Source organism: Pseudomonas sp. NPDC089752 (assembly GCF_044748725.1).
Classification (GTDB): domain Bacteria; phylum Pseudomonadota; class Gammaproteobacteria; order Pseudomonadales; family Pseudomonadaceae; genus Aquipseudomonas.
In genome coordinates this window covers 92823-106317 of the sequence record NZ_JBIVGP010000003.1, presented here as the reverse complement: position 1 = coordinate 106317, position 13495 = coordinate 92823, and the positions used below count along the sequence as shown (strand labels likewise).

At 62.9% G+C, this 13495-nt stretch carries 9 protein-coding genes; all 9 read right to left on the bottom strand.

The genetic code is table 11. The annotated features are described in order from the left end of the window. Positions 1-156 precede the first annotated feature (156 nt). The 9 genes from ACIPZF_RS05830 to pilM all read right to left on the bottom strand — a co-directional run bounded on the left by ACIPZF_RS05830 (position 157) and on the right by pilM (position 13414). Complete coding sequence (locus tag ACIPZF_RS05830; RefSeq protein ID WP_400796351.1) at positions 157-1575, bottom strand: FAD-dependent oxidoreductase; 1419 nt, start codon at positions 1573-1575, stop codon at positions 157-159. 107 nt (positions 1576-1682) lie between these two features. Then, entirely contained in the window at positions 1683-6128 is a 4446-nt protein-coding gene (gene gltB, locus ACIPZF_RS05825; RefSeq protein ID WP_400796348.1) for a glutamate synthase large subunit, read from the bottom strand. Between the two features lie 373 nt (positions 6129-6501). Then, a complete protein-coding gene (locus ACIPZF_RS05820) occupies positions 6502-8094 on the bottom strand; it encodes an SPOR domain-containing protein (RefSeq protein WP_400796346.1) in 1593 nt (530 codons plus the stop codon). Positions 8095-8109: 15 nt separating this feature from the next. Next, positions 8110-9207, bottom strand: a complete 1098-nt coding sequence (gene aroB / locus ACIPZF_RS05815) for a 3-dehydroquinate synthase (protein WP_400796343.1) — start codon at positions 9205-9207, stop codon at positions 8110-8112. Positions 9208-9301: 94 nt separating this feature from the next. Next, a complete protein-coding gene (aroK, locus tag ACIPZF_RS05810) occupies positions 9302-9820 on the bottom strand; it encodes a shikimate kinase AroK (protein ID WP_400796340.1) in 519 nt (172 codons plus the stop codon). Between the two features lie 4 nt (positions 9821-9824). Beyond that, on the bottom strand, positions 9825-11093 hold the full coding sequence (locus ACIPZF_RS05805) for a type IV pilus secretin PilQ (protein WP_400796337.1): 1269 nt from the start codon (positions 11091-11093) through the stop codon (positions 9825-9827). Continuing rightward, on the bottom strand, positions 11017-12033 hold the full coding sequence (locus ACIPZF_RS05800; RefSeq protein WP_400796334.1) for a pilus assembly protein PilP: 1017 nt from the start codon (positions 12031-12033) through the stop codon (positions 11017-11019). Before ACIPZF_RS05800 ends, ACIPZF_RS05805 begins: the two co-directional genes overlap by 77 nt. Beyond that, complete coding sequence (locus ACIPZF_RS05795; protein ID WP_400796331.1) at positions 12030-12566, bottom strand: PilN domain-containing protein; 537 nt, start codon at positions 12564-12566, stop codon at positions 12030-12032. The genes ACIPZF_RS05800 and ACIPZF_RS05795 overlap by 4 nt, the downstream gene beginning before the upstream one ends. Continuing rightward, a complete protein-coding gene (gene pilM, locus ACIPZF_RS05790; protein WP_400796328.1) occupies positions 12566-13414 on the bottom strand; it encodes a type IV pilus biogenesis protein PilM in 849 nt (282 codons plus the stop codon). Before pilM ends, ACIPZF_RS05795 begins: the two co-directional genes overlap by 1 nt. Positions 13415-13495: the final 81 nt, after the last annotated feature.

Sequence of the window (13495 nt, the reverse complement as noted above, 5' to 3'; positions counted from 1 at the left end):
CCAGCGCAAAAGGCACGGTCGATACCATGCGTTTTGTCTATTGGGTGCCGTAGATCAAGCGATTTTGTATACAAAAATCTTCGCGGGACAAGCCCGCTCCCACAGAGATCGGCGCCGATCTCTGTGGGAGCGGGCTTGCCCCGCGAATGCGATGGATCAGACTTCGAGGTAGTCCAGGATCCCTTCAGCAGCGGTGCGGCCTTCGAAAATGGCAGTCACCACCAGGTCCGAACCGCGCACCATGTCACCACCGGCAAAGATCTTCGGGTTGCTGGTCTGGTGCTTGAACTTGCCCTGCTCCGGTGCCACCACGCGGCCCTGGCTGTCCATCTGGATACCATGCTGCTCGAACCACGGCGCCGGGCTTGGACGGAAGCCGAAGGCGATCACCACGGCATCGGCCGGCAGGATCTCTTCGGAGCCCGGGATTGGCTCGGGGCTGCGGCGGCCACGGGCGTCCGGCTCGCCAAGGCGGGTCTCGACCACTTTCACGCCTTCGACCTTGTCCTCACCGACAATGGCGATCGGCTGGCGGTTGTAGAGGAACTTCACGCCTTCTTCCTTGGCGTTCTTCACCTCCTTGCGCGAGCCCGGCATGTTCGCCTCGTCACGGCGATAGGCACAGGTCACGGCCTTGGCGCCCTGGCGGATCGAGGTGCGGTTGCAGTCCATCGCGGTGTCGCCACCGCCCAGCACCACGACTTTCTTGCCCTGCATGTCGACGAAATCTTCCGGCGACTTCTCGAAGCCCAGGTTGCGATTGACGTTGGCGATCAGGAAGTCCAGCGCGTCATGCACACCCGGCAGGTCCTCGCCTGGGAAACCGCCCTTCATGTAGGTGTAGGTGCCCATGCCCATGAACACCGCGTCGTACTCGGCGAGCAGTTGTTCCATGGTGATGTCGGTGCCCACCTCGGTGTTCAGGCGGAACTCGATGCCCATGCCGGTGAAGACTTCGCGGCGGTTGCTCAGCACGGTCTTTTCCAGCTTGAACTCGGGGATGCCGAAGGTCAGCAGGCCACCGATCTCGGGGTTCTTGTCGAACACCACCGGGGTCACGCCGGCACGCACCAGCACATCGGCGCAGCCCAGGCCCGCCGGGCCTGCGCCAATGATGGCGACGCGCTTGCCGGTCGGTTTGACCTTGGACATGTCCGGGCGCCAGCCCATGGCGAACGCGGTGTCGGTGATGTACTTCTCCACCGAGCCGATGGTCACGGCGCCGAAGCCGTCGTTCAGGGTGCAGGCACCCTCGCACAGACGGTCCTGCGGGCACACCCGGCCGCACACTTCTGGCAGGGTGTTGGTCTGGTGCGACAGCTCGGCGGCGGCCAGGATGTTGCCTTCGGAGACCAGCTTCAACCAGTTGGGGATGAAGTTGTGCACCGGGCACTTCCACTCGCAGTACGGGTTACCGCAGCCCAGGCAGCGGTGCGCCTGCTCCACGGACTGGGCAGGCTTGAACGGTTCGTAGATTTCCACGAACTCTTTCTTGCGCTGGCGCAGCAGCTTTTTCTTCGGGTCCTTGCGGCCCACTTCGATGAACTGGAAGTCGTTACTCAGACGTTCAGCCATTTTTCAAAACCTCTTTACCGCAGTTGCCAGCCTCAGGCTGCAAGCTGCAAGACGATCACTTGAGCACGACGGCCCCCGCGTACGGGGCCCGTCACTTGCAGCTGTTTTTACTGCGGGTTGGCACGGGTGCTGGACAGCAGTTGCTTGAGGTTGGCCGCCTTCGGCTTGACCAGCCAGAAGCGCCGCACATAGTCGTCCAGGTTCTCCGAGAGCTCACGCCCCCACTCGCTGCCGGTTTCTTCCACGTATTCGCCAAGGACCCGCGCCAGGTGGCTGCGGTAGGCTTCCATCGCTTCACCACTGATCCGCTGGATTTCCACCAGTTCGTGGTTGAGCTTGTCGACGAAGCTGTTGTCCATGTCGAGCACGTAGGCGAAACCGCCAGTCATGCCAGAACCGAAGTTGTAACCGGTCTTGCCCAGAACGCAGACAAAGCCACCGGTCATGTATTCACAGCAGTGATCGCCAGTACCCTCGACAACAGCGTGGGCGCCGGAGTTACGCACAGCGAAGCGCTCGCCCGCTGTGCCAGCGGCGAACAGTTTGCCGCCGGTGGCGCCATACAGGCAGGTGTTGCCGACGATGGCGCTGTGCTGGGTTTCGAACGGGCTGCCGGCAGGCGGCACGATGGTGACCTTGCCACCAGTCATGCCTTTGCCGACGTAGTCGTTGGCGTCGCCTTCCAGGTGCAGGTTCAGGCCACCGGCGTTCCACACGCCGAAGCTCTGGCCAGCGGTACCTTTGAAGCGGAAGGTAACCGGCTTGGCGGCCATGCCCTGGTTACCGTACAGCTTGGCGATTTCGCCGGAGATGCGCGCACCGATGGAACGGTCGCAGTTGCAGATGTCGAGGCTGAACTCGCCACCGGCCTGGTCACGGATGGCCGGCAGGGCCATCTCGACCATCTTCTCGGCCAGCTCGCCCTTGTCGAACGGCGGGTTCTTGTCCACTTCACAGAACTGCGGCTTGTCCGCCGGGATGTGCGAGCTGCCCAGCAGCGGCGACAGGTCGAGGTACTGCTGGCGCTCGGTGTCGCCCGGCAGCACGTCGAGCAGGTCGGTACGGCCGATCAGCTCGCCCAGGCTGCGCACGCCCAGCTTGGCCAGCCACTCACGGGTTTCTTCAGCGACGAAGGTGAAGAAGTTGATCACCATGTCGACGGTGCCGATGTAGTGATCCTTGCGCAGTTTGTCGTTCTGCGTGGCTACGCCAGTGGCGCAGTTGTTCAGGTGGCAGATGCGCAGGTACTTGCAGCCCAGGGCGATCATCGGCGCGGTGCCGAAGCCGAAGCTTTCGGCGCCGAGAATGGCCGCCTTGATCACATCCAGGCCGGTTTTCAGGCCGCCGTCGGTCTGCACCCGAACCTTGCCGCGCAGGTCGTTGCCGCGCAGGGTCTGGTGGGTTTCGGCCAGGCCCAGTTCCCACGGGGCGCCAGCGTACTTGATCGACGTCAGCGGCGAAGCGCCGGTGCCGCCGTCGTAACCGGAGATGGTGATCAGGTCGGCATAGGCCTTGGCCACGCCAGCGGCGATGGTGCCTACGCCGGCCTCGGCAACCAGCTTGACCGATACCAGCGCCTGCGGGTTGACCTGCTTGAGGTCGTAGATCAGCTGGGCCAGGTCTTCGATCGAGTAGATGTCGTGGTGCGGCGGTGGCGAGATCAGGGTCACGCCTGGTACCGCATAGCGCAGCTTGGCGATCAGGCCATTGACCTTGCCGCCTGGCAGCTGGCCGCCTTCGCCCGGCTTGGCGCCCTGGGCCACCTTGATCTGCAGCACTTCGGCGTTGACCAGGTATTCCGGGGTGACGCCAAAGCGGCCGGTGGCCACCTGCTTGATCTTCGAGCTGCGGATGGTGCCGTAGCGCGACGGGTCTTCACCGCCCTCACCGGAGTTGGAGCGCGCGCCCAGGCGGTTCATCGCCTCGGCCAGGGCTTCGTGAGCCTCTGGCGACAGTGCGCCCAGCGAGATACCGGCGGAGTCGAAGCGCTTGAGGATGGCCTCCAGCGGCTCGATCTGCTCCAGCGGCAGCGCCTCGTCGGCCACTTTCACTTTCAGCAGGTCGCGGATCATCGACACCGGGCGCTGGTCGACCAGCGTGGTGTATTGCTTGAACTTGGCATAGTCGCCCTGCTGCACGGCAGCCTGCAAGGTGTTGACCACATCCGGGTTGTAGGCGTGGTATTCGCCACCGTGGACGAACTTCAGCAGGCCACCTTGCTGGATCGGCTTGCGCGCGCTCCAGGCCTCGGCGGCGAGCAGCTTCTGGTCGCCTTCGAGGTCGACGAAGCGTGCGCCCTTGATGCGGCTGGACACGCCTTTGAAGCTCAGGCCAACCACTTCCTCGGCCAGGCCCACGGCTTCGAACAGCTGGGCGCCACGGTACGAGGCAACGGTGGAGATGCCCATCTTCGAGAGAATCTTCAACAGGCCCTTGGAGATGCCTTTGCGGTAGTACTTGAAGACTTCGTCCAGGTCGCCCAGCACTTCGCCGGTGCGGATCAGGTCGGCCAGTACTTCATAGGCCAGGTACGGGTACACGGCCGAGGCGCCGAAGCCCAGCAGCACGGCGAAGTGGTGCGGGTCACGCGCGGTGGCGGTTTCGACCAGGATGTTGCTGTCGCAACGCAGGCCCTTCTCGGTCAGGCGGTGATGCACCGCGCCAACGGCGAACGAGGCGTGTACCGGCAGCTTGCCCGGAGCGATATAGCGGTCGCTGAGCACCAGCTGGGTCTTGCCGGCGCGCACCGCTTCTTCGGCCTGGTCGGCGATGTTGCGGATGGCCGCTTCCAGGCCGATGCTTTCCTCGTAGTTGAGGTCGATCAGCTGGCGGTCGAAGCCTTCGCGCTCCAGGTTCATCAGCGAACGCCACTTGGCGGGCGAGATGACCGGCGAGCTGAGGATTACCCGCGAGGCGTGCTCAGGGGATTCCTGGAAGATGTTGCGCTCGGCGCCCAGGCAGATTTCCAGGGACATGACGATCGCTTCGCGCAGCGGGTCGATCGGCGGGTTGGTCACCTGAGCGAACTGCTGACGGAAGAAGTCGTACGGCGAACGCACGCGCTGCGAGAGCACTGCCATCGGCGTGTCGTCACCCATCGAGCCGACCGCTTCCTGGCCCTGCTCGCCGAGTGGGCGCAGCACCTGGTCACGCTCCTCGAAGGTGACCTGGAACATCTTCATGTATTGCTTGAGCTGGTCGCTGTCGTAGCTGGCAGCGCCCTGGTCGTCGGTCAGCGTCGCCTGGATGCGCAGGGCGTGCTGACGCAGCCAGCGCTTGTACGGATGGCGCGACTTCAGGCGGTTGTCGATGGCGTCGGTGTCGAGGATATGACCGGTTTCGGTGTCGACGGCGAGGATCTGGCCCGGGCCGACACGGCCTTTGGCAAGAACTTCTTCAGGCTTGTAGCCCCACACGCCGATTTCCGAGGCGATGGTGATATAGCCATTGGTGGTGGTCACCCAGCGCGCCGGGCGCAGGCCGTTGCGGTCGAGCAGGCACACCGCGTGGCGGCCTTCGGTCATGACGATACCGGCCGGGCCGTCCCACGGCTCCATGTGCATGGAGTTGTATTCGTAGAAGGCACGCAGGTCGGCGTCCATGGTCTCGACGTTCTGCCAGGCTGGCGGTACCAGCATGCGCACGCCGCGGAACAGGTCGATGCCGCCGGTGACCATCAGTTCCAGCATGTTGTCCATGCTCGAAGAGTCGGAACCGACGCGGTTGACCAGCGGGCCGAGCTCTTCGAGGTCGGGGATCTGGTCGTTGGCGAACTTGGTGCGACGGGCCATGGCCCAGTTGCGGTTGCCGGTGATGGTGTTGATCTCGCCGTTGTGGGCGAGGAAGCGGAACGGCTGCGCCAGCGGCCATTTCGGCAGGGTGTTGGTGGAGAAGCGCTGGTGGAACACGCAAATCGCGGTTTGCAGGCGCTCGTCATCCAGGTCCGGATAGAACGCCGCGAGATCGCGCGGCATCATCAGGCCTTTGTAGATGATGGTCTTGTGCGAGAAGCTGCAGATGTAGTGGTCGGTGTCGTGGGCGTTGGCCACGGACGAACGGCGACGGGCACTGAACAGCTTGATGGCGAATTCCTGATCGCTCAGGCCTTCACCGCCAATGAACACCTGTTCGATCTGCGGCAGGCGCTCCAGCGCCAGGCGACCGAGCACGCTGGTGTCGATCGGCACTTTGCGCCAGCCAACCAGGCTCAGGCCGGCAGCCAGGATTTCGCGGTCCATGTTGGCGCGAGCGGCTTCGGCTTTTACCGGGTCCTGGTTGAAGAACACCATGCCGACGGCGTACTGCTTGGGCAGCTCGACGGCGAAGTGTTCCTGAGCCATGGCGCGCAGGAATTGATCGGGCTTCTGCATGAGCAGACCGCAACCGTCACCGGTCTTGCCGTCGGCGTTGATGCCGCCGCGGTGGGTCATGCAAGTCAGTGCCTGCATGGCGGTTTGCAGAAGGTGGTGGCTCGGTTCGCCCGTCATATGGGCGATCAGGCCAAAACCACAGTTGTCCTTGAATTCTTCGGGATGGTACAGACCTGTTTTCATAGACACTTTCTCACCAGGTTCACCTCTCAACCGGAGGCAAATCTCTTTTTTAACAACCACTTACCATCCACGCCGATCAAATGCCAGCTTTTTTGCGGTGGCCATGGAAAACCATTGTTGCACAGCGACAGCGATACTCACAAATTTTCATGTCTCACCATTGAAAATTTATGTCGCAATTTTGAATGTTTTTCGCCATGCGCCGTGATAGCGGCTTGGCTCGAGTCTGAAGCGTTTCAGCCATGACTGCAAGGTGGGCTTGTGGCCGGCAGCCTGGGACAGAAAAGCCTGCCGCGCTCGGGCGCAGCAGGCTAGACGAAAGTCAGTGTTCGCTCAGCAACTGGGCAGCGGGGTGGTGCCGCCCGGAAGGTAATCAGCGAGCCGTGGCCAGCTCTTGTTGGACGCTGGCGACGGTACGTGGCCAAGGTTTACCAGCCTGGACCTTCGCTGGCAAGTTCTTGATTGCCGCAACCGCTGCATCACGGTTGGCGAAGCTGCCGTAAGTGACCACGTACAGCGGCTTGCCCTGCAGGCTTTTCTTGAAGTAGCGATAGTCGCCACCCTGCGCCTTGACGAAAGCCTGGGCCGACGCCTCGGAGCTGGTGCCGAGAATTTGTACCACATAATTGCCAGGTTTCTGGCCCGAGTACCAACCTCCGTTGCTACCACCAGTGGCTGGTTTTTCAGCCGGCTTGGCGGTGGCCACCTGAGCTGGCGCCGGGGCCGGCTTGGCAGGTGCAACCGGCTTGGCCGGCTGGGTTGCGACGGGTTTCGGCGCAGGCGCTACCGGCTGCGCCGGAGCGGTGTTGGTGGTGGCCTGGGCCATGCTCGGCGCCGGGCCAGCCGTCGCCCCCTGGGGTGGCGCGATGGTGGTCACGGTCGGCGGATTGCCTGGCTGCAGCGCGGTGTCGCCTGCCGGGCTACCTTCCTCGCCCTCACCCATGCCAGCAGCCTGAGCCAGCGGCTCGCGCATTACCGGCTGCGACTGGCCAACCAGGGGCAATGGCATCGGCTGCGACGAGCCAGAGAATTCGATGGCCGGGTCTTTCGAGTTGCCATCGCCCAGTGGCAACTGCGCCTGGGCGGCTGGCGCGTCGGTCGGCGCCTTGTCACCTTTCTTCGGCATCAGCACCGCGGCAGCAACAGCGACCACGACCACAGCGGACAGCGCGAGCACGTGTTTCTTAGGCATTTTGAACCCCATGGTTGGTCGCTTGGCCGTGGTACGGCTGGCGATCATGGCTTCGATCAAGGTATCGCGGGCGACCTGGTTGATGTTGCCAGGCCAACCGTCGGAGTTTTCATGGATATCGACGAGCTGTTCACGGGTGAACACTTCGATGCCCCGGCCGGCGCCTTCCAGGCGCTGTTCCAGGTACTCGCGGGTCTCTTCTTCGCTGTAGGGGGCGAGCTCGATGACGTGGAAGCGCTCTTCCTCGACGTGAATCTCGTCCAACCCGGCGATCAGTGACGGCTCACCGAACAGGAACACGTGCGGGCGCCCTTCCGGGACACCTGCCGCCAGCTCCAGCAACGCTTGGAGTGCCGACTCGTCAAGTTGTTCCGCATCGTCCACCAGCAAGTACACTTCCTGCCCGGTCAGGGCAAGCTGCACCACCTTGGACAGAATCGCCTGCACCTCAGGCTGGGCCACTTCCAGCGACTGGGCCACCTGGCCCAGCACACTGGCGGCATCGCTGGCGCCGCGGGCCGAAACCACAACGCTTTGCACCGACTGTTTGTTGGTGCTGGCCACCAGGGCCTGGCGCAGCAGGGTCTTGCCACTGCCTACAGGCCCGGTAACCACCAGCATCAACTGGCTGTAGCGTGCCAGGTGATGCAGCTGGCCGAGCACAGGCTTGCGCTGGGCAGGGAAGAACTTGAAGCCGGGCACACGCGGCGCGAACGGATCGTGGCTCAACTGGTAGTGGTCGAGAAACGCCTCATCGGCATGCAAACTGGTCATTGCGCTGTCACAACCTCAAAGCTGGGCCACGATCGCGCGGTAATCCGCCGACAACGTGGCCTGAAGAATCTCTTTCGGATAGTCGTCGGTGACCACGGCTTCGCCCATCTGGCGCAGCAGCACCAGGCGCAGGCGCCCATCGATCACTTTCTTGTCGACCGCCATATGCTCCATGAAATGCGCCGGGGTCATTTCCTGTGGTGGCACCACCGGCAAACCTGCATCCTGCAGCAGGCGGATTGCGCGATCACGCTCGGACTGGTCGATCCAGCCCAGGCGCATCGACATTTCCAGAGCCATTACCGTGCCCGCTGCCACGGCTTCGCCGTGCAACCAGACACCGTAGCCCATGTGGGTTTCGATGGCATGCCCGAAGGTATGCCCCAGGTTGAGCGTGGCACGCACGCCGGACTCGCGCTCATCGGCGCCAACCACGGCGGCCTTGGCCGCGCACGAGCGACGGATCGCCTCGGTCAAGGCTGCAGGCTCCAGGGCACGCAGCGCCTTGATATTGTCTTCGAGCCAACCGAGGAAGGGCTTGTCGCAGATCAGGCCGTACTTGATCACTTCGGCCAGGCCCGCCGACAGCTCGCGATCGGGCAGGGTCTTGAGACTGGTAGTGTCGATCAGCACCGCATTGGGCTGATAGAAGGCACCGACCATGTTCTTGCCCAGTGGGTGGTTAATGCCGGTCTTGCCACCGACCGAGGAATCCACCTGGGACAACAGGGTAGTTGGCACCTGAATGAAATCGACACCGCGCTGGTAGCAGGCAGCGGCGAAGCCGGCCATGTCACCGATCACACCGCCGCCGAGGGCCACCACGGTGGTACGGCGATCATGGCGGGCGGTGAGCAGGCCATCGAAGATCAGCTGCAGGGTTTCCCAGTTCTTGTAGGCTTCGCCGTCCGGCAGGATCACCGGCAGCACCGAGTAGGCACCGAGGGTCTTGCTCAGGCGTTCGAGATACAAGGGCGCGACGGTCTCGTTGGAAACGATGGCCACCTGCCGGCCGGCAATATGCGGCGCCAGCAGTTCTGGCTGGTCCAGCAAGCCTTCGCCAATGTAGATCGGGTAGCTGCGCTCGCCCAGGTCGACCTTTAGTGTCTGCATGTATCCCCACAATGTACTAGGGCGCGGCGCCGGCTGATCGACCCACGCGGTAACGTTGAACCTCGCCTCAGCGCTGGCCGAGAATAGTCCCGGCTTAGCGGGGCGGCAACTGCTGCAAGCGCTCGAGAATATCGAGCACTACCATACGCGGCGGCCGTTCGTCGGTTTCCACCACCAGGTCGGCGATCTCGCGATAAAGCGGGTCACGGGTTTCCAGCAAGTTGCGCAACGTCGCCTCCGGATTGGCGGTACGCAGCAATGGCCGGTTGCGATCACGCGCGGTACGTCCTACCTGCTGTTCCACCGAGGCATGCAGGTAGATCACCCGGCCGCCCTTGTGCAGAGCTTTGCGGTTGGCCTCGCGCATCACCGCGCCGCCACCGGTGGCAACGACCACGCCATCGAGCTCGCAGAGCTCGGCGATCATCGCCTCCTCACGGTCACGAAAGCCCGGCTCGCCTTCCTTATCGAAGATCCACGGGATGTTGGCGCCGGTTCGCAGTTCGATTTCCTTGTCGGAATCTTTGAACAGCAGGCGCAGCTCTTTGGCCAACAGGCGTCCGATGGTGCTCTTTCCAGCGCCCATGGGCCCTACAAGTATCAAATTTCGCACAGAATCAACGACTCACAGCAATCGCCTGGTCACTCATGATACGCGGAGTCAGGAAGACCAGCAGCTCGGATTTTTTCTCTTGTAATGCATCGCGTCGAAACAGCCGCCCAACATACGGCAGATCGCCGAAAAATGGCACCTTGTCGACCACATTGTTTTGCGTGGTCGAGTACACACCGCCAATTACGATGGTTTCACCATCGGCTATGCGCACCTTGGCATTGACTTCGTTCTTGCGGATCGGCGGCACATCATTCAAGGCATTGACGTAGTCGGGCTCATCCTTGGTCACCTTGACCGCCATGATGACCTTGCCGTCTGGTGTGATCTGCGGGGTAACCTCCAACGATAGCGACGCCTCGCGAAATGCCACCGATGTGGCACCGCTTCTGGTCGTCTCCTGGTACGGCACCTCGGTGCCCTTCAGTATCCGAGCGGTTTCCTTGTCGGCGGTAACTACCTTGGGCTGGGAAATGATTTCTCCATTGCCGGTCTTCTCCATGGCGCTGAGTTCCAGGTCCAGCAACACGCCCTTGCGAAGCAGACCCAGGCCAATGCTGGAGCCGGCCCGCTCCACCCCCAGGTCGACGAAAACGTCCTTGCCCAATTGCGGCGCTTCGCCATACAGCCGCTGCCCCCAGCGCACGCCGAGGCTTTTTTCGTAGTCGACGTTAGCCTCGACAATGCGCGCTTCGATCGCCACCTGGCGCACCGGGACGTCCAGTTGCGCCACCAACTGCCGCAACTCGGCGAGGCGGTCCGCCGGCTGATGCGCCACCAGAGTGTTGGTGCGGGCATCGACACTCAAACTGCCGCGCCCGGTCAGGATGCCATCGTCGGCCAGTGTCGCCAGCAGCAACTCGGCAAGCTCGGAGGCTTCGGCGTGGTGGATCGGCAACAACTCTCGCCGCAATGGCTGCAATTGGGCATCCAGCTCCTGCCCAAGGCGCGCGCCAATGGATTGCTCGGCCAACTCCGCCGCTGGCGCCACCAGCAGGACGTTGCCCTCCTGGCGCCGGGCCAACCCTTTGCTGTGCAACACCAGCTCCAGGGCCTGATCCCAGGGTACGTCCTGCAGGCGCAGCGTCACGTTGCCCTGTACCGTGTCGCTGGCGACCAGATTGACCCCCGCGTAATCGGCCAGTACCTGCAGCACCGAGCGCACTGCCACGTCCTGGAAGTTCAGCGAGATCGGCTCACCTCGGTATGGTGTTGCCGCCAGCAATGGCATCGGCAACATCGTTACCATCAGCCACATCATCAACCCTTTCATCGTCCTCCTTGACCTCCCTGTCCACGCCCTTCCTGAGCGTCAGTGTCACCCCGCGTTCGCGCCACCTGCCGCCCACGAACAGCCGCTCCCGCACCTCGACCCGCTGCTCGTCGACATGGACCACCACGCCCTCATCGCGACCCAAGCGATCACCCGGACGCACACGGTACAAGCGCCCGGCAGATGACAGCAGCGCTTCGAACGCCATGCCCCGCGACAAACTGCCGACCATCTCCAGATGAGCCAGCGGAACCCCTGCCAGCCCTTCACGGACAATGCGGCCAGACCAGGATGAAAAGGGATCGATCGCGGGTGGTAAAACCTCGTCACGTGCGGGCAGCAGGGCCAGTGAGCTTGGCTCCGGCACAGGCCCATCTGCCTGATAGGCATTCACCCTCAGGCGCAAACGCAGCAAGCCAGGCCTCTCCATGATTCTGGTTATCTGCAGGTCCCCGGCACTCAGCAGGCGAAGCTGGCCAAGCCACTCATCCAGCCACATGCGTAACGCCGCATAACGGCCAACCACCTGCAAATCCAGGGGTGTTTGCCGAAAACCTGGCTGTTTTACCTCATCAAGTACATCGAGCTGTTCGAAGTGCAGCCCGTGCGCATGCCCCGAAGCAGACAACTGATCGAGCAAATCGCTGAGATCTTCGCCTGCTGCCAGTCGCCAGCGAGCTTCCTGCAAACGCAACGTGGCCTGAACCAAGGCCTCGCGGATACCCGCGCGCGCCGATACCTGCGCGGAGCTGGCCTGCTGCTGCTCGCTCAACGCCTTGTGCCTTACCTGTTCCACCTGCTGCAGCTGCCGCCACTCAGACCAGCGAATCAGGCTGCCCAGCGCAAGTACGAGGCAAGCGGCCACAACCGGCAGGACACTGTGCAAGAAGCGTGAGCGAACGACGAAAGCCTGCCAATCCAGGCGGTAAAGCAGGTTCATGACCTGGCCGCCGAGGTGCGCGCGAGCAGCAGAAACTTATCGCCGGCAGGCAAACTCTTCATCCATTTGAGTTCCAGATCAAGCACCACGCCAGAGAGTCCAAAATCACGCATGAACTGCGCCAGCACAGTCCCGGAAACGGCGACCCCTGTGATGTGCAGCCGGGCGCCCTCGAGCTTGAGCTCGTCCACCTGTACACCCTCGGGCAATGACCGCTCGAGACCGGCGAACAGCGGTGTCATGAGCGCCCGATCAGCGTGCAAAGCGGCCAGTGCATCCGTTTGGTCGCGCACCGACTCGAGCGTCTGCCGGGCACTTTCAAGCTCCGCCAGCTGCGCATCCAGGCGCTCAATGGCGACTTGCCGGCTGCTGTTGGCCACGGCCTGTTGCTGGGCCCGCTGCCGCGCCAGCTGGTCCATCACCAGCACCACGCAAAGCCCCACGAACACACCGCCAACCACCTGAAAGCGCAAGCGCCTCAGCGCCGCCGAGCGTTGCTGCTCACGCCACGGCCGCAGGTTTATGCGCAGCATCAGAGAAGCTCCCCCAGCGCCAGAGCGCATGCCAAGGTCATACCGCTGTCATGACATTCAAGGCCATTCACCGGGGAAAGGAGGCGACACGGCATGTTCAAACGTTCACTCAGCACTTTTAGTGCGCCTTGTTCGAGCGGCAGGGTGCTGGCCACTACCAACTCTTCCAGCTGCAGGCCATCGACCAACGATTCATCCAGCCGCTGCAGAGGCACTTCGCGCCGTTGGGGCAGCACATCTTGCGACCAGTAATGCAAGGTCGCACTGGCGGGTTCCAGCCGCAGCAGCGCCGCGCCGCTTGCCAGAGGTTGCGGCAGGAGTCGTCGCAAAGCGATGCTATCGACCTCCACGGCCACCAGCTCCAGCCCTACCTCATCGAATATCGTCTCGATGGGCTGCAGAACAGACTGTCTGGTGGCCGCCACCAAAAGGTCCTGAGCGTTGACCTGGCCCGCTGAAGCCCCCAGCACCTGAAAATCCATCACCAGGTCTTCCAAAGGGAACGGGAACAACTGATCGGCATCAGCCAGCAGCTGCGTTTCCATCTCGGCTGCTGGCTGCTGTTTCGGCCATTGGCACACCTTGCAGATCACCTGCGTGGCGGGCAATGCCACAGCGGCTCGGCGCTGACGACTGCCGCAGCGACGATAAGCATTGTGAAGCGCGCCGAGCACGCGATCAGGGGTCTGCCACCAGTCTGCAGCGGCAGATGGTTCGAATTGTTCAACCCACCAGGCAACCCGCTCATAGCGCCCTTTGCGCCGGCGTAGCTGCACAATTCGTACAGAATCGGAGGCAATCTCCACCCCCAGCAGTGAACCGGCATCCTTGCCCATGCGTCCAAGCATCGCGACTTCCTTGTGATAACCGTTAACTCGCACCGCCCCCTGAGACAGCCAAACGGTGCAGCGGGCCGCCCGGCCGGTCAC

Bases quoted from the DNA above. Each gene is read 5' to 3' on its own strand.
- ACIPZF_RS05830 (WP_400796351.1), bottom strand. From the start codon at position 1,575: ATGGCTGAACGTCTGAGTAACGACTTCCAGTTCATCGAAGTGGGCCGC.
- gltB (WP_400796348.1), bottom strand. From the start codon at position 6,128: ATGAAAACAGGTCTGTACCATCCCGAAGAATTCAAGGACAACTGTGGT.
- ACIPZF_RS05820 (WP_400796346.1), bottom strand. From the start codon at position 8,094: ATGACCAGTTTGCATGCCGATGAGGCGTTTCTCGACCACTACCAGTTG.
- aroB (WP_400796343.1), bottom strand. From the start codon at position 9,207: ATGCAGACACTAAAGGTCGACCTGGGCGAGCGCAGCTACCCGATCTAC.
- ACIPZF_RS05805 (WP_400796337.1), bottom strand. From the start codon at position 11,093: ATGAAAGGGTTGATGATGTGGCTGATGGTAACGATGTTGCCGATGCCA.
- ACIPZF_RS05800 (WP_400796334.1), bottom strand. From the start codon at position 12,033: ATGAACCTGCTTTACCGCCTGGATTGGCAGGCTTTCGTCGTTCGCTCA.
- ACIPZF_RS05795 (WP_400796331.1), bottom strand. From the start codon at position 12,566: ATGCTGCGCATAAACCTGCGGCCGTGGCGTGAGCAGCAACGCTCGGCG.
- pilM (WP_400796328.1), bottom strand. From the start codon at position 13,414: ATGCTTGGACGCATGGGCAAGGATGCCGGTTCACTGCTGGGGGTGGAG.